Annotated in this window: 16 protein-coding genes; 12 read left to right on the forward strand and 4 right to left on the reverse strand. The window is 34.9% G+C overall.

All coding sequences use genetic code 11. The features are described 5' to 3' along the window. Window positions 1-4: 4 nt before the first annotated feature. The 6 genes from ACWG42_RS02230 (at window position 5) to ACWG42_RS02255 (ending at window position 9,243) form a co-directional block, all read left to right on the forward strand. The gene (locus tag ACWG42_RS02230; protein ID WP_455789873.1) at window positions 5-1,057 is read left to right on the forward strand and encodes a hypothetical protein; all 1,053 of its coding nucleotides are present in this window, start codon (window positions 5-7) and stop codon (window positions 1,055-1,057) included. Window positions 1,058-1,081: 24 nt separating this feature from the next. Beyond that, window positions 1,082-3,352, forward strand: a complete 2,271-nt coding sequence (locus ACWG42_RS02235) for a beta-L-arabinofuranosidase domain-containing protein (protein WP_455789874.1) — start codon at window positions 1,082-1,084, stop codon at window positions 3,350-3,352. 65 nt (window positions 3,353-3,417) lie between these two features. Continuing rightward, entirely contained in the window at window positions 3,418-4,485 is a 1,068-nt protein-coding gene (locus ACWG42_RS02240; protein ID WP_455789875.1) for a M24 family metallopeptidase, read from the forward strand. A 234-nt stretch (window positions 4,486-4,719) separates the two neighbouring features. After that, a complete protein-coding gene (locus ACWG42_RS02245; protein ID WP_455789876.1) occupies window positions 4,720-6,105 on the forward strand; it encodes an oligopeptide:H+ symporter in 1,386 nt (461 codons plus the stop codon). A gap of 14 nt (window positions 6,106-6,119) precedes the next feature. Next, window positions 6,120-6,983 carry an AraC family transcriptional regulator gene (locus ACWG42_RS02250; RefSeq protein WP_455789877.1) on the forward strand — a complete coding sequence of 288 codons (864 nt, stop codon included), beginning with the start codon at window positions 6,120-6,122 and terminating at the stop codon, window positions 6,981-6,983. 10 nt (window positions 6,984-6,993) lie between these two features. Next, on the forward strand, window positions 6,994-9,243 hold the full coding sequence (locus ACWG42_RS02255) for a beta-L-arabinofuranosidase domain-containing protein (protein WP_455789878.1): 2,250 nt from the start codon (window positions 6,994-6,996) through the stop codon (window positions 9,241-9,243). A gap of 54 nt (window positions 9,244-9,297) precedes the next feature. Here the strand turns inward: ACWG42_RS02255 and ACWG42_RS02260 are convergent, their stop codons facing one another. Both ACWG42_RS02260 and ACWG42_RS02265 read right to left on the reverse strand, forming a co-directional pair. Then, complete coding sequence (locus ACWG42_RS02260; protein WP_455789879.1) at window positions 9,298-10,890, reverse strand: aryl-sulfate sulfotransferase; 1,593 nt, start codon at window positions 10,888-10,890, stop codon at window positions 9,298-9,300. A 98-nt stretch (window positions 10,891-10,988) separates the two neighbouring features. Then, window positions 10,989-12,473 (reverse strand): DUF1846 domain-containing protein, encoded by a 1,485-nt coding sequence (locus ACWG42_RS02265; protein ID WP_455789880.1) that lies wholly within the window; start codon window positions 12,471-12,473, stop codon window positions 10,989-10,991. A gap of 265 nt (window positions 12,474-12,738) precedes the next feature. Here ACWG42_RS02265 and ACWG42_RS02270 point away from each other — a divergent pair, with 265 nt between their 5' ends. Then, the gene (locus ACWG42_RS02270) at window positions 12,739-14,001 is read left to right on the forward strand and encodes a UDP-N-acetylglucosamine 1-carboxyvinyltransferase (protein ID WP_455789881.1); all 1,263 of its coding nucleotides are present in this window, start codon (window positions 12,739-12,741) and stop codon (window positions 13,999-14,001) included. Between the two features lie 273 nt (window positions 14,002-14,274). Here ACWG42_RS02270 and ACWG42_RS02275 read toward each other — a convergent pair whose 3' ends face one another. Together ACWG42_RS02275 and ACWG42_RS02280 are read right to left on the reverse strand one after the other, a co-directional pair. Continuing rightward, window positions 14,275-15,402, reverse strand: coding sequence for an NlpC/P60 family protein (locus ACWG42_RS02275; RefSeq protein ID WP_455789882.1), 1,128 nt, complete (start codon window positions 15,400-15,402; stop codon window positions 14,275-14,277). Window positions 15,403-15,655: 253 nt separating this feature from the next. Continuing rightward, on the reverse strand, window positions 15,656-17,515 hold the full coding sequence (locus ACWG42_RS02280) for a transglycosylase domain-containing protein (protein ID WP_455789883.1): 1,860 nt from the start codon (window positions 17,513-17,515) through the stop codon (window positions 15,656-15,658). Window positions 17,516-18,346: 831 nt separating this feature from the next. Here ACWG42_RS02280 and ACWG42_RS02285 point away from each other — a divergent pair. The 5 genes from ACWG42_RS02285 to ACWG42_RS02305 all read left to right on the forward strand — a co-directional run. Next, window positions 18,347-18,757, forward strand: coding sequence for a DUF1934 domain-containing protein (locus tag ACWG42_RS02285; RefSeq protein ID WP_455789884.1), 411 nt, complete (start codon window positions 18,347-18,349; stop codon window positions 18,755-18,757). After that, window positions 18,754-20,397 (forward strand): arginine--tRNA ligase, encoded by a 1,644-nt coding sequence (argS, locus tag ACWG42_RS02290; protein WP_455789885.1) that lies wholly within the window; start codon window positions 18,754-18,756, stop codon window positions 20,395-20,397. Before ACWG42_RS02285 ends, argS begins: the two co-directional genes overlap by 4 nt. 14 nt (window positions 20,398-20,411) lie before the next feature. Beyond that, window positions 20,412-20,747 carry a DNA-directed RNA polymerase subunit delta gene (rpoE, locus tag ACWG42_RS02295; RefSeq protein ID WP_455789886.1) on the forward strand — a complete coding sequence of 112 codons (336 nt, stop codon included), beginning with the start codon at window positions 20,412-20,414 and terminating at the stop codon, window positions 20,745-20,747. 178 nt (window positions 20,748-20,925) lie between these two features. Further along, window positions 20,926-21,792 (forward strand): class II fructose-1,6-bisphosphate aldolase, encoded by an 867-nt coding sequence (gene fba, locus ACWG42_RS02300; RefSeq protein WP_455789887.1) that lies wholly within the window; start codon window positions 20,926-20,928, stop codon window positions 21,790-21,792. Window positions 21,793-21,892: 100 nt separating this feature from the next. Then, a partial coding sequence (locus tag ACWG42_RS02305) for a transposase (RefSeq protein ID WP_455789888.1) occupies window positions 21,893-22,572 on the forward strand: 680 nt, incomplete at its 3' end.

Below are 22,572 nucleotides of genomic sequence, written 5' to 3' on the forward strand. Positions count from 1 at the left end.
CCGTATGAATGAAATAGGTCCAATCATCAAAGTAGCGCAAATGATCGATAAACGTCATTTGGAGATATATTGGGATCAACCAGTTTTGAATTCTCAATACAGTGAAAATATAGGCGTTTATCATCACGAGCGTCGTATAGCTACATATGAAAGAAGCGATGACGAAGAATGGGATCGTGGAACTGTTTATGAAGAAAACAAATGTAAAACGACATACTTCTTAAACGAAGATATTTGTATTGAAGAAATTCAAAACTATAAAATTGAAGTCTTAAAAAATATACGAAGCAAAGAAAATGTACCATCTACTCCACATGTATTCTATCCAATTGAATATTGTCCATATTATACAAAGTTCACAACATGTAAATGTGGAGTTGTAATCAAATCTAGCAGTACTGTGTCCGATGAAGCACACACAATGGCAAAAACAATCCTTGATTTTATGTTGTTAAAGCTTCCAGAAGCAAGTGCTATTTTAAAAGGTTCTGGGGCAGAACTAGCAATCTACGCAAAAGGTCAGGATGCTTATGAAATACCAGAGCATCGTGCAGGTTGCCTGTTTCTACATCGCCCTGTAGAAGGCTTTGGTGGAACTATGGAAATTCCAGTCACATCTATATCAGAAGTGAATGTCCTTCATGTATTAGAGGGTGAATATATAACAAGGTATACACATGAGTGTATCCTCGTACATGAATTTGCACATGCCGTACATTTGATTGGAATCAATTATATGAAAGACACGTCTATTGCGGATGAGTTTAGAGAACTATATGCGCAAGCAAAGCAAGAAGGATTATGGCCAAATACTTACGCAATTAGTAATTATGAAGAATACTTCGCAACTCTTTCTACCGTTTGGTTTAATGTTATGGAGGAAGGTGTTGATGGTACATGGGATGGCACTCGTGGACCAGTAAATACGAGAGCAGAATTATTAGAATATGATCCAAGAGCGTATGCGTTTTTTAAGAAAATATACTCAGAAGAGTATCTACCATCCCCATGGGATACATATGTAGATTTCTATGACATCCATGGGAATGTACGTTAAGCAAGGAATTAGGAGATAAGGAAAATGAATGCAGAAAATATTGCAAGAATAGAAAAAGACATTGAAACACTGTATCTCGGAAACTTGAAAACAGTTGAATTCAATTTGGATTTACCAACAGAAGGAAAACATGGCTCTACAATCACTTGGAAATCAAGTGATGAACGTTACATAACAGATGGTGGAATTGTACATCAGCTTGCTTATGGGAAAGGGAATCGTGACCTAACATTAACAGCAACTTTCCGTATCGGTGAGGATGAAAAACAAAAACAATATCCAGTAACTGTTTTACAAGAACCAAACAAAATCAAAGTAAAAAAATTATATGATATTGAAGTACAAGCAGTTGTGAATGAAGAAGTAAAAATCCCAACAGTTGCGATTGTAATCAGTGATGAAGATAAAACAATTTCACATTCTGTAACTTGGGATGAAGGCGATACAAGAACTTTTGATACGATTGGATCTTATGAAATTCATGGCGTGTTAACGGATACTTCCATTGATGTACAAGCAGTAGTAAATGTATTGGAATGTATTAAAAAAGAAGAAGTACATGTACAAAAGATGATTGATGCATTTGCACGTAATGAGGTTTCTCTTGATGGCGCATCTTCCTTCAAAAAACAACAAGATCTTATGTTGGAAGTATTGTTAGCACAAGACGATGATCAAATGCTTTATAACTTTAGAGAAGCATGCGGTATTGATAAAAAAGGTGCACCTGCTATGGTTGGTTGGGATACACCAGATGGGAACTTAAGAGGACATACTTCTGGACATTATCTAAGTGCATTAGCAGCTTGTTATAGTGCAACAAAGAATGAGAAAATTAAAGAAAAAGCTATATATATGGTGGATTCTTTATTGGAGTGCCAAAATAAGTTTGAAACGATGGAAGGCTTTCATGCAGGGTTTTTAAGCGCATATAGTGAACGTCAATTTGACTTGTTGGAAAAATTCACTCCATATCCAGAAATATGGGCGCCATATTATACTTTACACAAAATCGTTGCAGGTTTGATCGATTGTTACGAAGAAATTCAAATTGAAAATGCTTATGTAATTGCGGATCGTTTAGGTGATTGGATTTACAATCGTTTAAGTCGTTTAGATAACAAAACATTGAAGAAAATGTGGAGTATTTATATTGCTGGTGAATTTGGTGGTATGAATGAATCTCTGGCTGAATTATATAAGCTAACAAATAAGGAACATCATCTTGCTGCCGCTAAGATGTTTGATAATGACAAGTTATTCTATCCATTGACACATAAGGTAGACGCATTGGGTGGAATACATGCCAATCAACATATCCCTCAGATTATAGGAGCTATGAAGTTGTTTGAAGTATCAAATGAAATTTCCTATTATCAAATAGCAAAATATTTCTGGGAGATTGTAACAAAAGCCCATTGTTATACAATCGGTGGTACTGGAGAAACGGAGATGTTCCATCAACCATATCACATTGGTTCTTTACTAAGCGATCATTCTGCTGAATCATGTGCATCTTATAACATGTTAAAGCTAACCAAAGAATTGTTCAAATATGAACCTAATGTACAGTATATGGACTACTACGAAAGAACAATGGGAAACCATATCCTATCATCTGGTGAAAAAAGGCCAACTGGAGCAAGTACATACTTCATGCCATTAAGACCAGGCGGTAAAAAATCATTCGATGTAGAAAACAGCTGTTGTCATGGAACTGGTTTGGAAAATCATTTCCGTTATGGAGATGCAATCTACTACCATAATGAAGACACCTTATACGTTAACCTCTACCTATCCTCCACGGTTTCATTCCAGGGTGCGACATTATCACAAGAAGTAGATGAAAACAAACCAGGTCATGTGCAACTACATGTAAAACAGACAAAAGGATATACATTAAAATTACGTGTGCCATATTGGGCGAATGATACCTATATTGTAAGTATAGATGATAAACAAGTACAACTTGAAAAAGGTAAAGATGGATATCTTGCAATTCCTACTTTAGCAGAGGAAGCAAATATTGTAATTGACTTTGCTTGTACTTATTATCTAGAGTCTACACCAGATAAAAAAGAACTATTATCTTTACATTATGGACCATATGTTTTAGCAGCCTTAGATGATACGCAAGATTTCTTAAGCTTAAGCATGAACAAAGAAGATTTGGCATCACAGTTTACACAAGACAAGGAACAAAATATTTTCCATGACACTGTAAATAATATCGACTTTGTACCATTCGCAAGCATCGATAAAGAGCAATATCATGTGTATTTTAAAATAAAGTAAAGCGTGTTGTAATGCCCGCGTCCTATACACTGGGCGCGGGCATTCTTAACAGAAGGAGAAAAAAGATGAGTAAAATTGAACAGTTACGTAAAAGAATGAAAGAAAACCAAGTAGAGGCAATGCTTGTAAGTTCACAGGCAAATGTTTACTATTTATCAAATTTTTATGCTGAAGCAGGAGTCGCAGTAATTTTGGTTACACAAGAACATGCGACAATCATTAGTGATGGTCGCTTTATGACGGAAGCGAAAGAGGCAACAAAAGGTTTTGATGTCGTGCGATGGAAAACAAGCATGTTTACAGATTTAGGTGAATATATCGATGAACTGAAGATTAAAGAAATCTCGATTGATCAAGATGATATAACCTATGGTCAACAACAAGAGCTTGAACAACATACAAAGGCAAAAATAGTATTTGCGCCTAAATTGTTAGAAGGAATGCGCAAGATAAAAAGTGAAGAAGAATTAATATTGATACGCAAGGCATGTGAGATTGCGGATGAAAGTTTCTCAGAGATTTTATCCTTCATTCGTCCCGGGGTAAGTGAAAAAGAAGTGACGGATGAACTTGAATTTCAAATGCGAAAACGTGGTGCATCTACATGTTCTTTTGAAACCATAGTAGCATCTGGTGAGCGTGGTGCTTTGCCTCATGGCGTTGCAAGTGAGCGAATCCTTCAAAAAGGAGATATGATTACAATGGACTTTGGAGCTTTGTATAAACATTATTGTAGTGATATTACACGTACGGTTGCCTTAGGAGATGTGAACGAAGAATTATTGAGAATATATGAAATTGTAAAACAAACACAAGCATTTGCGGCATCAATCTTAAAAGCAGGAATCGCAAGTAAAGATTTAGACTTACAAATTCGAGCATTTATGAAAGATAAGGGCTATGATCTTATTCATGGACCAGGTCACAGTTTTGGATTAGAAATTCATGAAGCACCATTTATTTCGTATACATCAGATGCTGTGTTTGAAGAAAATGTAGTTGTAACTCTTGAGCCAGGAATCTATGTTCCAGGGTTAGGGGGTGTGCGAATTGAGGATGATTTCTTAGTGAAAAAAGATGGCTGTGAACAAATTACAAAGTCTAAAAAAGAGCTTATTATCCTTCCAACATAAACAATATAGATTTCTAAAAAAGTAAGTAATTTATACTTATTTGCATTATATAATGCATTTTATGTAATAAAAGTCCACCTAATGTAAAAAAATGATATCGACATTGCGTAGTTTCATCTGTTATAGTAAACATAGTAGCTAAACCTAAAAAGGAGTCAAGTGAGATGAACACACAGCAATGTGATCACAAACGTGATCCACAATTCATGGGACATCCAGGGGGACTCGGTATACTTGCCACAGGTAATTTTTTCAATTCTTTTGCATGGGGTGGAGTACACGCCATACACAAGAGGACTTGGATTTACACAAGGACAAGCAGCAAGTATGATTGCGGCTATGGGTGCGTGCAATTCTATGTTTACAATTGTAGGGAGTTGGTTGGCAGACCGTGTTTTTGGTGCTCGCAAAGCGATTATTATTGGAGATATAGTAAAAGGTATCGCTTTTCTATTATTAGCAGTTCCTGTTGTGAATCTACAACAGGGACGCTTTTTCGCAATCCTTGCGCTTATCTTGATGTCGCTTCCCATCATGGGCGCGAGTAATGCCTCATTAACTGGACAGTTGTATGAACATGATGAAAATGCGAAGCGAGATGCCGCATTTACCATTCATGCGATAGCGAATAATTTGGGTGGCTTCATTGCGCCTATTACCATTGGTTTTATTGGTATGCACTCTTACCATTTAGGTTTCTTTATTTCCGCTCTGTTTGCCTTTGCCTATGGCGCAATGGTACTTTTCTTTGGTAAACGATATTTTAAAAGCCTAGGTGAAAAACCACAACGTCCAATTGAAAAAAATAAGCTGATAAAGATTGCCATCTATTTTTGTGTAATTGTAAGTAGTTTACTTACGATAGTGGTAATGGTTATGTCAAAGGGTTGGTTTGATGTTGATGATATCCTATATGGTATCGCAGGCATTTCCTTTATGATTCCCATTGTGTTCTTATGGAGAATACAAAGAAATACATCCTTAACGAAGAAAGAAAGACAACGATTGAAGCCATTTAACTATATGTTTGCGCTTCAGGTGCTTGTCTCTCTTTCTGCTGTTTTTGTAACAACAGGTCTTGCGGTATTTATAGAATCAAAAATCGATTTGCATATCTTTGGAATTGATGTCGCACCCGCAACCTTTACTTCAATAGCAGCTTTTATGAGTATTTTTATAAGTGCTTTCTTTGTATGGTTTTGGTCCTTAAAGAAACATAAGAATATAAAATCAACGAGTAAATATAGGGCAGGTATGTTTTGTATGGCATTTGCGTACACCCTGTTATCCATTCCAATCTTAACCCTTAGTCAATCCCGATTTTCTTCTCTTTGGATATTGGTGTACTTCCTGTTTTTAGGGATATCACAAAATTTAATGGATCCCATTGGAGCTTCCCTTACCGCAAGACTTGCGCCAGTTTCCTACGAAGCACAGTTACAATCCGCTTGGCTACAATCCAATTCAATTGCGAATGGAATTGCGATATGTGTATTTCAATATTTAAAAACAGCACAATCCCAAATGATGTTATTTCCAATCATGGCACTGATGTTATTTGCTGGTGTACTTGTACTTACATTGTTAAGAAAACATCTCGATGAATTATTGAAGGTGTAAAAGGAGGAATGGATATGTTCTTTGTTAAAAATCAGATTGATCAACCCGTTATATGTGAGAGTGTAGGAATCTTTGTATCCGATGATCGTTGGAGACATGATAAACGTATCATTGATAGTTATGAAATTATCGCGGTGTATAGTGGAGTGTTATCCATTAAGGTAAACAACACATGTTACGAAGTGCGACCTTACGAAGTTTTAATTATTCCACCCTTTAGTTGCCATGAAGGCGTGAACTATAGTGAAAAGGGTTTAAAATTTTTCTGGTGCCATTTCTCAGGAATCCTTTTTGAAAATATGAGTTTTGAAACGGTGGAAAAATTAAGTGATTCGGATATGTTCAAAGGGATGATGATTTTACCTGAATATACAAATAAGATTAGTATGAATCGTATGAATATCTTATTTAATCAGCTTCTAGACATATACGAAGAATCTAAAAATGGTCTTTATTTAGATTATTTTATGACTAGTATTCTAATGGAGGTATCTTATCAAACACATCAATCCTATTTCCCAAATGGAAAAAACACATCTGCCAATATAACACAACCCATACGTGATTGGGTTAGAATTCATGCATTTGAAAATATAAGTGTAGAATACATAGCAGAAGAATTTCGCTATAATAAAAGCTATTTATCAAGAATGTTTAAAGAAAATGAAGGAATATCCATCAAGGAATTGATAACAAAGTATCGTATTGAATATGCAAAATCGATGTTAGTAAATACAACAAAGGATATTCCACAAATTGCATATGAAGTCGGTTACGATGATCCCAAATATTTTATGCGTGTGTTCAAAAAGGTGGAGCATGTTACACCAACCATTTATCGTAAGACATTTGCACAGAAACACTTTAATAATAAGTAGGTGAGTGATTATGAAAACAGATATACAACGTTTGAATGAAGATATAGAAACAGTAAACCTAGGGAATTTAAACACGGTTCAATTTGATTTGCAATTGCCTTATGTGGGTGAACATGGAACCATCATTTCCTGGGAATCTAAGGATACAAGATATATAAAACGCGATGGAAAAGTGAAACGGCCAAGAAATGGAACTGGAAAAAGAATCGTTACATTAGTGGGGACATTTCAGTATAAAGACATTGTGAAACAAAAAGAATTTAGTGTTACGGTTTTAGAAGAGAATCGTCCTATTTCAATCATTCATATCCAACCGATTCATGTAATTGCGGAGTGTAATGTACCAATTGAATTACCAAATACAGCCATCGTTGAAACAAATGATCACAAAACACTTACACATACCATCGATTGGAAACAACACAACCCTCTCATCTATTCCAAACCAGGAGTATATACAATTCATGGTGTATTATTACGCAGTGATGTTTGTGTTGAAGCAAGTGTTGAAGTAGAAGAACATATAGAAGTTGAATACTTAGACAAAGATAAACAAGTTTTAGATGTATCTGCATATGTCACCTTACAAGAAGGTGTGTTTTTGGATGCACAAAAAGAATTACAAAATGTATTATTAAAGATGAACGATGACCAGATGCTTTACAATTTTCGAATGACTTGTGGGCTGGATCTTAAAGGAGCACCTGCGATGAGTGGCTGGGATACTCCGGATAGTAATCTTCGAGGACATACGACAGGACATTATTTGTCCGCTCTTGCGAAATGTTTTAAAGCCACAAAAGATGAAGCTATTAAAGCTAAGGCTCGGTATATGATAAAAGAATTAAAACATTGTCAAAATCAATTCAACAAACTTCCTAATTTTCATGAAGGTTATCTAGCTGGATTTGATGAATCTGCGTATGATGCGTTAGAGGAATTTGCACAATATCCTAAACTATGGGCACCTTATTATACGATGCATAAGATGATGGCAGGTTTGTTAGATTGTTACGAGATGATACATATACAAGAAGCGTTGGACATCGTTACACATATGGGGGATTGGGTATATCGCAGACTAAGTAAGTGTAGTAAAACACAGTTGAAAACGATGTGGGGGATTTATATTGCTGGAGAATATGGCGGTATAAATGAATCTTTAGCAAAGCTATATAGTTATACAAAACAAAAAGAACATTTGCTAGCTGCGCAAATGTTTGATAACGATCGATTGTTCATCCCTATGATGCAACATGTAGATGCTCTTTGTTATTTGCATGTGAACCAACATATTCCTCAAATTCTAGGCTCCTTGGAAATCTTCAAAGGAACAAACATCAAACGTTATTTTGATATTGCGAAGAACTTCTGGGATATTGTGACAGACCATCATATATATGCCAATGGTGGGATAGGTGAAGGAGAAATATTTCATTCCCCTGATGCTATCGCATCTATGATTGATGATAATACCGCAGAGACATGTGCATCCTACAATATGTTAAAATTGACAAGAGAACTATTTGCATATGAGCCAACTGTTACGTATATGGATTATTACGAACGAACAATGATCAATCATATTCTAGCGTCTCGTATCAATGGAATACCTGATGGAACGACCTATTTCTTTCCGATGGAACCTGGCTCTAAGAAGAGCTATCTAGATGAAAATAGCTGTTGTCATGGAACAAGTCTTGAAAGCCATTTTCAATATATGGACGCAATCTTTTATAAAAAAGAGTATGAAATTTACATCAATTTATTCATAAGTTCAAAATTAGAAATTGAGGATTGTACAATGGATATGAGGGTGTCCATGGAAAATCCAGATAAGGTATCCTTAAGAGTGATGAGTAAAAAACCATATGCATTACGCATTCGGATACCTTATTGGGCAAATGGTCACGATGTCATTCTTGACAAGGAAAATATAACATATCAGGTGGAAGATGATTACATTATCTTGAGGGATATAGTGGGTGATAGGAGTATCGAACTTGATTTTCACTGTTCCTATTTCCTTGAGAGGACACAAGATGATAAATCGATAGCATCACTTCACTATGGACCATACGTGTTATGTGCACTTCACGATAACCGTGAATATTTGACATCAAGATTGGATGAAGAACGCCTTCCTCAACAAATAAAGAAGGATGGGCTTATGTTTTATGATATGGTAGATTTATTAAAGTTTATACCTTTGTATAAATTAAATGATCAACGTTATCATACGTACTTTAAAATAAAGTGATAATATTTTAATGATTCACAGCGATACCCCCATGCAATCTACATGGGGGTAATATTATTTATTAAAATAAAATCCATCAAACGTATATTTATAAACTCGATAAATGAAGTTTTCCGCATCCATATCAAAGGATTGTATAAGCACATGGTTGCTATCGTATTCTTGAAAATTCATCGCAGTACCACTGTCCACAATGGTGGTTGTACTTGTATCTTGAGCGCTTGATACATAGCTTGAAAATGGTACATCGAAACTATCCACTAAGGTATAAGTTTTCGCATTCTCATCCACAAGATACTTATAATATTTACTAACTGCGCTGTCGTCAGGCTTGCTAGAGACGCAACCTTCTATTTGACTCCAATCATAAGTTGTATTTGTTGTACTGTATCCGTAATTGTTATTGAACATATAAAGATAATATTGACCATCTTCTAAAGAAGCGTCTTTCACATAAGTAACTGAGTGTTGACCAGTTTGTGAATCGAACTCGCCTACTTTACTTAACAATAAGTCCGCATAAGAGGTATCTTCCCAGAAAGTATCCTCACCAATCATATAGTCCATTTGAATGTCGCTATAAATATTCTTTAATTTCATAATTGTTGATGTTTCTCTAGAACTTACAACAATCTGTTCATCACCAAGCCATTGAATGGTATTTAAGTGGGCCCAATCCCATGTACCATCCACTTTTGAAGTAGATGCTTTATAATCAGGTAACAAGTCACCTAAATCACACACAAGAGTAACTTCTTTTGTGGTTACGTTTAGTTTTATAATGTAATCTTCTTCTGTATCAGATGTTGTATCTGTTGCAAGAATCAATAAGTTTCCATCATCATCAAATACATAATCATGATGTAGTTCGTAATCACCCAAATCATAAGTATTTGTTATTTGACCTAATGCGTTCATTTGCGCTATTTTGGTCTTGTTGTAACTATAATACATGACATCATCTTCAAATACTAAACGATGAGATCGATATTCTTCAATTGGAACTTCTCCACGTAAGGTTCCATTTTCATCATAGAAGTACATGAAATCTTCTTCACTGCTATCATTTCCTAGGATGACATAAAGTCCATCGCTCACTTCTTCACTTGAAGTTCCTTCGGTTTTTTCTAATTGTACTTCTTCATTGCCTAACAAACCACCCATGATATAGGAATATGAATACTCTTTTGTAGTTCCATCTTCGTAAGTTAACTGGAAGGTAATTGTATTGTCTGTATGTGGAATAAGCCCAATGAGCTGTGCTTCATGTATGGTCGTATATGATCCATCAATGGTACGAGTGAAGTCTTTAATGTTATCATCACTGACATGAATTGTATAAGATACTTTAGCAGGAGTGCCTGTCGTAAAATATGCGTACATAGAAAGTGTGTTGGTACCATACGGGTTATAGATTAATAGCGGAGAAGTTTCGTCATAAGTAGTGGAAGCCTTCATGTTTTCAATGTTATCCTCAATTTCACTTTGCACAGACGTGTCGTAAATGGTACTTACATTTTCGCTTGTTTCATAGGATTTTGCATAAATGATACCATTATCTTTTTCAAAGAAGCTAGGTCGTAAGGCCCACGCTCCTATACATACTGCGGCAGCTACTAACATAACTGCAATTTCTTTTTTCTTCATTTTCATCACCATAGATATTGTAGCAATACAATGTGTTGACTGTTTGAAGATAGATTGAAGGCTGCTTGAATAGAACATGAAAAAAAGCGCATGAGCGCTTAATGATGATACAATTTTTTTGTTTGGTATTTATTTTCACATGTAAGATTCATATGTAATTTACGGAATGTATTCGCATCTACGGATGATAAGATAACCGTGCTGTGTGCTTCGCAACTAGCAAGACGATCCAACATTTGAAGTGCTAAATGAGATACTGGATTTGTTGTGGCAGAAATAGATAAAGCGATTAAGACTTCATCGGTATGTAATCTAGGATTAGAGTTTCCCAAGGTATTTACTTTTAATTTTTGAATTGGCTCAATAATATTAGGAGAAATCAAAGGTATTTCATCGTTGATATTTCCTAATGCCTTTAAGGCGTTTAATAAAGCGGCAGAACTTGCTCCTAATAAAGAAGTTGTTTTACCTGTAACGATTCTTCCATCAGGAAGTTCGATAGCCACTGCAGGAGCACCTGTTTCTTCTGCTTTTTCAAGTGCTGGAGAAACAACTTTGCGTTGCATTGGTGTAATGTTTGTTTGAGACATAATCATTTCGATTTTCTTGATTGTATCTTCCGTTGTATGTCCCTTTGTATAATCTACTCTTGCTTTATAATAACGACGAGTGATTTCATCCACACTTGCTTCTCTTGCGGCATCATCATCAAAAATACAATAGCCAACCATATTCACACCCATATCGGTAGGAGATTTATAAGGGCTCTTTCCTAAAATCTTCTCAAACATTGTGTTTAATACTGGGAATATTTCCACATCACGATTATAATTTACGGTCGTTTCACCATATGCTTCTAAATGGAATGGGTCAATCATGTTAATATCATTTAAGTCTGCGGTTGCGGCTTCATATGCTAAGTTTACAGGATGTTTTAATGGTAAATTCCAAATAGGGAATGTTTCAAATTTTGCATAGCCTGCTTTTACTCCACGTTTATGTTCATGGTACAACTGGGATAGACATGTTGCCATCTTTCCAGATCCAGGACCAGGTGCTGTCACCACTACCAAAGGTTTGGTTGTTTCAATATATTCATTCTTTCCATATCCTTCATCCGATACAATTAAAGGAATGTTGTTTGGATATCCAGGAATGATATAATGCAAAAAGACTTTGATTCCAAGATGTTCCAATAAAGATTTGAAAGCTTCCGTGGAAGTTTGGTTTGTATATTGTGTAATAACTACACTTCCTACGTACAATCCTGTATCACGGAAAGCATCAATCAATCGAAGAACTTCTACATCATAAGAAATTCCCATATCACTACGAATTTTATTCTTTTCAATGTCATATGCACTAACTGCGATGACAATTTCAACTTGTTCTTTCAGTTCCAATAACATTTTTAACTTGCTATCAGGTTGGAAACCAGGTAATACCCTCGAGGCATGGTGGTCATCAAAAAGCTTTCCTCCAAATTCCAGATATAACTTGTCTCCGAAACTACTGATACGCTTTAGGATATGTTCAGACTGAAGTTTTACATATTTTTCATTATCAAAAGCACGCTTTTTCATTCAACCACTCCTTCTCTCTATAAATCTGTTATATTATATCAAAATTATACTGCTTTTACTAATCAAATATTAAAAAAATTAGGAAAATTTTGATATCGTTTCAATGGTAAGAAAATATGAAAAAAAATAGCTATATCTGTTCAAATGCTTTATAATATAAATGCAGTATTTGATGTAAAAAACGTATAAATTCATAAATTCCTATAGAATAGGCACAATATTCATACAGGATCTATAAAATAGTAGTAGTGGAAGGAGAATATAAATGGAAGAAGTAATAAAAATTGAAGGAAAACATAAATTAAATGGGACGGTGAGAATCAGCGGATCGAAGAATGCGACGGTGGCTTTGATACCGGCTGCTATTTTATCAAATGGTCCAGTTACCATTTGTGGTGTACCAAATATATCAGATGTTCAATCTTTATCAGTATTATTGAGAGAACTTGGAGTTGAGGTGGATATTCGTTCTTCGGATACAATTGTCATTGATCCTAATGAAATGGAAAATAAGCCTGTTATTCATGACGCAGTAAATAAGCTTAGAGCTTCTTATTACTTTATGGGTGCATTGTTAGGAAAATATGGACACGTAGAAATCAAGATGCCAGGAGGTTGTTATTTAGGACCTCGTCCTATCGATCTTCATTTAAAAGGATTTGAAGCATTAGGTGCAAGTGTGAAATACGATCATGGATCTTATATATTACATGCAGATGAGTTAGTAGGTACCAATATATTTTTAGATATTGCTAGTGTAGGTGCAACAATCAATATTATGATGGCTGCAGTATATGCAAAGGGAAGAACAACCATTGAGAATGCGGCGAAAGAACCTGAAATTATAGATGTGGCAACACTGCTTAATAAAATGGGTGCGAATATTCGTGGGGTTGGTACGAATGTTATCATTATCGATGGAGTGAAAGAGTTGAGTGGATGTTTCCATGAAATTATTCCTGACCGCATTGAAGCTGCGACGTATATTGTGATGGCTGCGGCAGCAGCAGATGATGTTGTTATTGATAATATCATTCCACATCATTTAGAAGCCTTATTATCGAAATTGAAGGAAATTGGAATCACGATGGAAATCGGTGTAGATAATGTGCGTATTACCAAAAGTGAAAACATTATAGCAACAGATATAAAAACATTGCCTTATCCAGGGTTTGCGACAGATATACAACAACCATTAACGACCTTATTAACACAAGCTACTGGACAATCCATTATAACAGAGACAATTTATACAGAACGTTTTAAGCATTGTCATGAATTGAATAAGATGGGCGCTAATATCAATGTTATGATACCAAGTTCCTTTGTGAGCGGACCTACGCCATTGTCTGGAGCGGAAGTATGTGCAACAGATTTACGATGTGGGGCTAGTCTTGTAATTGCTGGGTTAATTGCGGATGGTGTTACAACCATACGTAACATCTATCATATCGAAAGAGGCTATGAACATATTGATGACAAACTCTTAGCTCTTGGGGCAAAGATTTGGAGAGAAACAATCGAATAACAACAAAGAGAAGACCATTTCTAGTAGATAGAATGATCTTCTCTTTTTGTTTACTGCAAGAAAATAACATTTGCAACTGATGGTTGCATACAAACAAACGCTTTTAAACTCGTTTTAAGCACTTTTTAATACATAGGGGCAATCAAAGTGTGCAACTAATAAAAAAATCTCTTAAAACGATTAAAAAACGCAGTTCTTTCTGTTTAATTCCTTAAGAAATGTTAAGAATTGGTTAAAAAAGAAAAAAAGAAGGAAAATTTCCTTCTTTTCATGTTATCCACCTACACGAATATATGTTGGAGTACCACTGATGTAAACTGAAGCTACAACAGTTTGATTTCCTAAATATCCACCGTGTACAGCCTGACCATTCCCAATATAAACAGCAATGTGTCCTGGGTAGTAAATCAAGTCTCCTGGTTGAGGATTACTTGTAACTGATCCTAATGAAAGGTAATCAGCTGGCCAACCATGGAAATTGATTCCTACAGCAGCCAATGAATTTGAAGCTAAAGCAGTACAATCCTGGAAAACACCAACCTGAGCTAATGCTGCACCAGCGATACCACCTTTTGCGGATGGTAAATTTGCACTTGAACTAGAACTTGATCCGTTTGAACCACCTCTAGATGTAGTTGTTTCTGTTTCTTCGATTTCAGTAGCAACACCGTCTGCATCGAATTTATAACCTGCATATTCAGTGTCTGTAGCTGCAAATCCTTGTTTGTTGAAGTAGTATTTCTTTCCATCGATTTCTTTCCAACCATGAATCATATTTCCATAGTCATCACAATAAGCTTTTTCTTCACCGATTTGTTTCCAACCTTTTGTGATTGTTCCATCATCGTTAAAGTTATACTTTTGTCCATCAATTTCAATTTCACCAGTAGCTAATGCACCGTTACTGAAATAAACTTCTTTACCATCTACAGTTGCCCAGCCCTGCTGTAATTTACCAGCATCACCGAAATTGTATGTTTCACCATCAATTGTTTGAACACCTGTAAGTTTTTCACCAAATTCGTTATAGTAAGAATCGTTTGTTTTATTCCAACCTTGTGGTAATACACCATCTTTTTGGAAGTAATAACGTTTCCCATTAATAATTTGAGTTCCTGAAACTTTTACGCCATCAGCGTTAAAGTAATATTTAGCACCATTGATAACTTTCCAAGCACTAGTAATAGGATGTCCACTTGCGTTTACATAGTAAGCACCGTTTTCATCAAATACCCAGCTATTCACTTTTTCTTTGCCTTCAGCAATAAACACTTTCTGAGATCCAGTTCCGTGCCATCCTTCAGCATTTTGAGCAGCAAATACTGTTGTTACACCTGATGCAGCTGTAGCTACACAGACGATCAACGCTACTTTTTTTGTATTTCGTTCGATAAAATTCATCTCATCACCTCGATATCAACGTCCTCATTGTAACAAAGCACAATTTTAATTGCAACCCCTAAATTTTGAAATCTTTCATTTTCGTAAGATTCCTGAAGGTGTCCAATTCTATCCTCGGCTTTTATTTATGGGCTCATATGACGTTTTAGAAATATTTAAAAATTTTTTTATTTTTTTTTGAATTTTATGAATATTTGGGGTATTTTTGATGATTATGTGATAAAAATGGGTATTTTAACCACATTTATCTCACTTATTTTAAAAACCAATAGGTAGAACCATCAGATTTATCCTCTCCACTAATAGGATCTACTGTTTTTGCGATGATTTCATCGCTAGGTTGATACCATACACCTGTTCGTGATGTATATAACGCATTGAATGTATCTTTGAATATAGATTTGCTAAGTTTAAAGTATTGGGTACCTAATTCTCGATTGTCATCAAAACCCGTCCAAATGCCAACGGTGTATTCTGGGTTGAAACCAATCACTAAGGAATCCCAATCACTCGTACCAGATTTTACAGCGACTTTCACATCTGGTTGATATCCATACATACTAGGCCATGTATAGGATTTGTTTTTGATATCATAGGTTGCCGTTAGCATTTGATCAAGAACCAGTGTTTCATCCCGATTCAATAATCGTTTAGGTTCTTCAGGTTTCTTATAGATGACTTTATTCTTATTGCTGATCTGTTTAATCATGGATGGTTCTGTATACAAGCCCTCACTTGCGAAGGTGTTATAGATACGGCTCAGTTGTGCTAAGGACATGCTAACTGTGCCCAATGCTTGTGAAGGGGTGGGAGTAGATTGTTTAATCCCAAAATCAAGAAGTGCATTATGCAATGTGTTGATTCCCAAAAACATATGTGTCTTTTCAGCGTATATATTATCTGATAAAGCAATTGCATTGATCATGGATATTTTTCCATTCGCATAGACATCTCCATAATTGGTGGGTGAGTATTCCTCGTTTCCGTCTAAATGAAACTGTGTCCTTTCAGATGTGAATTGGGATGCAGGAGTAAAACCATTTTGTAAAGCACAATAATACAGAAGCGGTTTGATAGTACTTGCGACTTGCCTAGAACTATTCAATGCTCGATTGTACTGAGAGATTGTATAATCCTTTCCTCCAGATATTGCTAATATGTTTCCGGTAAATGGCTGTGTGATAATACCAGCAGCTTCTATGTCGCTATCCATAGATACATTATTCTTAATGGCGTCGGTTAATGTTTGTTGAACTTCAGGATCATAATATGTGTATATATGTAGCTCTTGATCAAAATCAAGGTCCATCTTACTGATTTGTTGAATAATCGAATCAATGTAATACTGATCGATTCCAATTGATTTATTTTTTGTTGAGTCCGCAAGATGAAGTGTTTCACTCAGTGCCTTGGTTTTTTCTTCAGAAGATATGACACCGTTATTTTCAAGAACACCTAGAATTAAATGTTGTCTTTTAATCGCATTATCCAAATGTAGAAATGGGGAATAGATACTTGGCCCATTCGGAATGCCAATAAGCATTGCCGTCTCTGCGATAGAGAGTTCCTCTAACGTTTTATCAAAAAAATACTTTGCTGCAGAATTCACACCATATACTCCATGGCCAAAGTAAACGGTGTTTAAATAACCTTCAAGAATTTCTTTCTTGCTATATTGCATTTCTAGTCGAGCAGAGTACAACATTTCTTGTACCTTACGTTGTACATTTTGTTCATTGGTTAGAAATAGGTTCTTCGCATATTGCTGTGTAATGGTTGACCCACCTTGCAGGATATCACCATGCGATATATTTGTAAGTAGAGCTTTTGAAATTCTTATTGGATCTATACCTGCGTGATATTCAAATCGCTTGTCCTCAACACTGACAAATGCGTTTTGTACAAACTTAGGTATTTTTGAGATAGGGGTCCATTGCATATCTTTCTTGAAATTTGATTCATACATTACATTCCCATTTGTGTCATAGATGGTAATGTTCTTACGTTGCTCATCCAAGGATAGTCGATCAACGAATGCATATATGTAAATACCTCCAATGATTGTTAAGATAGCAAAGATAACGACGAAGGAAACTTTTCTAAAGACTTTCATAGCATCACCCCTTATGCTTATAGTTTGAACAGTCTTTATAATTTTAAACAAAAGATGAAACAGATTCATAATTATAATTATTCAATATTCCACTTTTATAGTATTATCTCTCAAAAAGAATAAATGTAAAAGGAATGTATTTATTTTCATAAAAATTAATTACTCATAAAAAGTTCATAGAAGGTGCTTAAACATTTGTTATTCTCATGAGATAATTTTTATACTATAAAAGTGGAATATACAAAAATTATAAAATTAGATGAAAAGTGCATTGAAAATTTAAGTGGTATATTTGTCTAATATCATATGGAATAATCAGTAACAAATTTGTGTTTTTTTGCTATATATAATATAAGGAAGAGTTTTGCGAAAATAGGGTCATTTTTTGCCGGTGTAAATGAGGTGTGTATTTTCAGAAAATTTTAAAGAATTATTGCTATATATATTATAAGGAAGAGTTTTTGTGTTTTTGGGTCATTTTTGACATAAAAATATACTGATTTTTTTGATCCGAAAACATGCACTTGAAAGGCGTGCTTGAAAAAATAGCAACACGACAATAAACGGCAGATAAAAAATAATAGTTTTGAACAAAACTTTATATTCTACTTTTAGAATATAAAGAATATTTGTTACATTAAGTTCTAAATGAAAACTATATTCCAAAATGGTAATATAGTTGCACATCATTTTAAGAAATAGTTTTAAATAGAAAGTGAATTACTATACGATATAAAGTATTTTTAAGCATAGGATAAAGAAAAACAAGAAAAAAAGAAAATAAAATGGTAAAAAAGTATTGCACGATATGATAATTCTGCTATAATGCTCATGATAAGTGGTGAAAATGTGAAAAAACAAGCGATTGTAAAGCAGAAAAATCTAAATACACAAGATAAGTCCATCATGTATAAAGGAACCATCAATTATGTTCATACAGATTCATGCACATCTCTATCTTATCTTGAATATGATGGCAGTGCAGAAGTGAATGTTGAAGCAAGTGATAACATGTTGATGATCAGAAGGAAAAGTGATGTCTCTTCTGAACTGTGCTTTGTTTGTAATGAACTTACACAGGGTACACTAATGACAGAATTTGGAATTATAGAAATTGAAATAAACACACACAAGTATATTAGGAAAGATAAAACCATTGCTATTGAATATGATATACTTCAAAATGGTATGATATTAGAAAGCTATCGCATTATATGGGATATAAAGGAGGAGACAAAGTGAATCAAATCGAGAGTAATTTAAAGAAGGCACTGTCTTCAGCAGTTTTAAAAGTTTTTGAAATCGAAGTAGATATGGACACAATCGTGATTGAAATTCCGAAGGATAAAGATCATGGTGATTACTCAACGAACATTGCTATGCAGCTTACAAGAACATTGAAGAATAATCCACGTGTGATTGCGCAGTCTATCATTGATGCATTAAACTATGAAGAAGCTTCTATTGAAACATGTGAAATTGCAGGTCCAGGATTTATTAACTTTGTAATCAAAAATACATCCTTGGCTGAAATTATTCAAAAAGTTTTAGTTGAAGGTGATGCATTTGGTTCTAGTAACTCTGGGCAAGGTATGAAAGTAAATGTTGAATACGTATCCGCAAACCCTACAGGTGATTTGCATTTAGGTCATGCACGTGGTGCAGCTTGGGGTGATAGTATCACTCGTTTGATGAATGCTAGTGGATATGATGTTTGTCGTGAATATTATGTAAATGATGCTGGGAATCAAATTGTTAATTTAGGATTGTCACTACAAGCTAGATATCGTGAATATCTAGGATTGCCATTTTCTTTACCAGAAGATGGGTATCATGGTGAGGATGTAAAGAATATCGCAATTGAAATTGCGAAAGAGTATAAAGATGCTTATGTTGAAGAAACACAAGAACATATAAAATTCTTCAAACAAAAAGGTATTGAATTTGAATTGGATAAGATTAAGAGAGATCTTGATTATTTCCGTGTTCATTTTGATGTATGGAGTAGTGAACAAAGTATTCGTGATGAAGGTAAAGTGGAAAAATCTTTGGCTCTTCTTGAGGAAAAAGGATTACTCTATGAAGAAGAGGGTGCTCTTTGGTTTCGTACAACAGACTTCAAAGATGATAAAGATCGTGTATTAAGAAAAAATGATGGTTCTTATACATATCTTGTACCTGATATTGCATATCATAAGGATAAGTTAGATAGAGGGTATGATTTATTAGTGGATTTGTTAGGTGCAGACCACCATGGCTATATCCCTCGTTTAAAGGCAAGTATAGAGGCGTTAGGCAATGACCCAGATAAACTACAGGTGGATATCATTCAGATGGTACGTTTAGTGGAAAACGGGGAAGAGGTCAAGATGAGTAAACGTCTTGGTAATGCTGTTACGATTCGTGAGTTATGTGATGAGGTAGGAGTGGATGCGGTTCGTTACTTCTTTGTACAAAGAGCAGTTGATACACACCTAGACTTTGATCTTGGGCTTGCGAGAAAACAAAGCAATGATAATCCTGTGTATTATGCACAATATGCGCATGCACGTATTTGTTCCATTCTTCGTCAAGCTCCTGATATGAAAGAAGCAACGAGTTTTGAATTATTAACACATGAAAAAGAAATTGCTTTAATGAAGTATATCAATGAGTTCACAAATGTTGTAAGCGATGCTGCACGCAATCGTGCTCCGCATAAGGTTTGTAACTATATACAGAAACTGGCACAGCATTTCCACAGTTTCTATAATGCTTGTAAAGTTATCGATCAAGAACACGAAGAATTATCTTCACAGCGTCTTGCTCTTTTAAAAGCAACTAAGATTACACTGAAGAATGCGTTATATCTTATCGGTGTAGATGCCATAGAGAAAATGTAGGAGGAAATATTCTTATGAAAAAGGCAATGATTGATGTAGCTTATGATTTGATGAAACCTAAGAAAAAAGCTATCGTATTTATAAAGTTATGGGAAGAAGTATGTCAGATTATGGCATTTACAAAGGAACAAGAAGAAGATAATATCGCTCAGTTCTATAGTGATTTATCATTGGATGATCGTTTTGTAAACATTGGTAGCAACCAATGGGATTTAAGAGAACGTCATACGTATAAAGAAGTTGTTGTAGATACAGAAGAAATCTTAATTGATGAATCTGACGACGATGATAGCGATAGCTATGATGATTCTGAAGAAATAGAAACAAAAGAAAAAGATGACGAATACTAACGCACGATTGTGCGTTTTTATTATATCTAAGAAAATAAAACGAGAAAAATAAAGAATCATAGGGCTATGAAAGTCTTTACATTACATAATAAACGAAGAGAATGTTAAAATAACCTTTTCAAAAAGGTAAAAATGAAGTAGAATAAGAGTGTAAAAATGATAAAAGGAGGAATTATTTATGGCATTAGTTTCAGCAAAAGATATGATCGATAAGGCTCATGCTGGTCATTACGCAGTAGGAGCATTCAACATCAACAACATGGAATGGACAAAAGCTATTCTACTTGCAGCAGAAGAATCAAAATCACCAGTTATGTTAGGTGTTTCTGAAGGTGCAGGAAAATACATGTGCGGATTCAAAAACGTCGTTGCAATGGTGAAAGAAATCCATGATTTCTTAGGAATCACTGTTCCAGTTGCAATTCACTTAGATCACGGTTCTTATGAAGGTGCAAAAGCTTGTATCGAAGCTGGTTTCACTTCAGTAATGTTTGATGGTTCTCACTATGCATTCGAAGAAAACTTAGCAAAATCAAAAGAAATGATCGAACTAGCTCACTCAAAAGGAATCTCTATTGAATGTGAAGTTGGTGGAATCGGTGGTGAAGAAGATGGTGTTACTTCTATGGGTGAACAAGCAGATCCTAAAGAATGTGCTACTATCGCTGAATTAGGTGTAGACTTCTTAGCTGCTGGTATCGGAAACATCCATGGTAAATACCCTGCAGACTGGAAAGGTCTTAACTTTGAACGTTTAGGAGAAATCCAAGACGCTACAAATGGTAAACCATTAGTATTACACGGTGGTTCAGGAATCCCTGCTGATCAGATCGCAAAAGCTATCGATTTAGGTGTTTCTAAAATCAACGTTAACACAGAATTACAGTTAGAATTTGCTGCAGCGACTCGTACATACGTAGAAGCTGGTAAAGACCAAGAAGGTAAAGGATACGATCCACGTAAACTTTTAAAACCAGGTGCTGATGCAATTCAAGCTAAAGTTACAGCTATGATGAAAGAATTCGGTTCTACAGGAAAAGCTTAATAACGAATAAAGAGGCTGTAACGAATAAGAAACAGCCATAACATAAAAAAACACGTCAATCTCATAAGAGGAAGACGTGTTTTTTTGGTATAATTTAACTATGGAAAACAACAATGTGTTAGAGTCAAATTATCCGTATCTCAACAATATGGATTATACTACACAACAGATGATTTTACCACTAGATTTAGGAAAAAAGTTAAATTCTTCAGATCCAGTGTTCAGTTTTCTTAAAGTGATGGAAGGAGTCAATTGGAATAAATACCTGTCACACCCAATACGAAAAGGTCGTGAAGAATACAATCCCTTTAAGATGATCAAAATTGTTCTGTTTGCGTTTATGAATAAAATTTATAGTTTAAGAAAGATTGAGCATGCATGTAAAACAGATATTCGCTTCATGTATCTCATGAATGAAGAACAACCTTCTCATATGGCCATTCAACGTTTCATTAATCACTATATGAAAGATTCAGTTGAAAACATATTTAAAGATATTTTCATTTCCATCTGTTCACTGGATATAGTAGACACTGATGTCATGTATATCGATGGAACAAAAATAGAAGCAAACGCAAATAAGTTTACATTCATATGGAAGAAGACCGCAATAAAGACTAGAGACAAAACGTTTATGAGATTAAATTTTATGATTTCAAAGCTTTCTGAGTATATTGAATGTGCTAGCATGTGTGAATGGACACCAGAAGAAATACAGTCTTTGATTGACAAGCTCACAAAGGTAATTGAAAAACAAGGAATACAATTTGTTTATGGAAA

This window comes from Amedibacillus sp. YH-ame10 (assembly GCF_053848885.1).

Excerpts from the sequence above, each read along its gene's own strand:
- ACWG42_RS02230 (WP_455789873.1), top strand. The coding sequence starts at position 5 with ATGAATGAAATAGGTCCAATCATCAAAGTAGCGCAAATGATCGATAAA.
- ACWG42_RS02235 (WP_455789874.1), top strand. The coding sequence starts at position 1,082 with ATGAATGCAGAAAATATTGCAAGAATAGAAAAAGACATTGAAACACTG.
- ACWG42_RS02240 (WP_455789875.1), top strand. The coding sequence starts at position 3,418 with ATGAGTAAAATTGAACAGTTACGTAAAAGAATGAAAGAAAACCAAGTA.
- ACWG42_RS02250 (WP_455789877.1), top strand. The coding sequence starts at position 6,120 with ATGTTCTTTGTTAAAAATCAGATTGATCAACCCGTTATATGTGAGAGT.
- ACWG42_RS02255 (WP_455789878.1), top strand. The coding sequence starts at position 6,994 with ATGAAAACAGATATACAACGTTTGAATGAAGATATAGAAACAGTAAAC.
- ACWG42_RS02260 (WP_455789879.1), bottom strand. The coding sequence starts at position 10,890 with ATGAAGAAAAAAGAAATTGCAGTTATGTTAGTAGCTGCCGCAGTATGT.
- ACWG42_RS02265 (WP_455789880.1), bottom strand. The coding sequence starts at position 12,473 with ATGAAAAAGCGTGCTTTTGATAATGAAAAATATGTAAAACTTCAGTCT.
- ACWG42_RS02270 (WP_455789881.1), top strand. The coding sequence starts at position 12,739 with ATGGAAGAAGTAATAAAAATTGAAGGAAAACATAAATTAAATGGGACG.
- ACWG42_RS02275 (WP_455789882.1), bottom strand. The coding sequence starts at position 15,402 with ATGAATTTTATCGAACGAAATACAAAAAAAGTAGCGTTGATCGTCTGT.
- ACWG42_RS02280 (WP_455789883.1), bottom strand. The coding sequence starts at position 17,515 with ATGAAAGTCTTTAGAAAAGTTTCCTTCGTCGTTATCTTTGCTATCTTA.
- ACWG42_RS02285 (WP_455789884.1), top strand. The coding sequence starts at position 18,347 with ATGATAAGTGGTGAAAATGTGAAAAAACAAGCGATTGTAAAGCAGAAA.
- rpoE (WP_455789886.1), top strand. The coding sequence starts at position 20,412 with ATGAAAAAGGCAATGATTGATGTAGCTTATGATTTGATGAAACCTAAG.
- fba (WP_455789887.1), top strand. The coding sequence starts at position 20,926 with ATGGCATTAGTTTCAGCAAAAGATATGATCGATAAGGCTCATGCTGGT.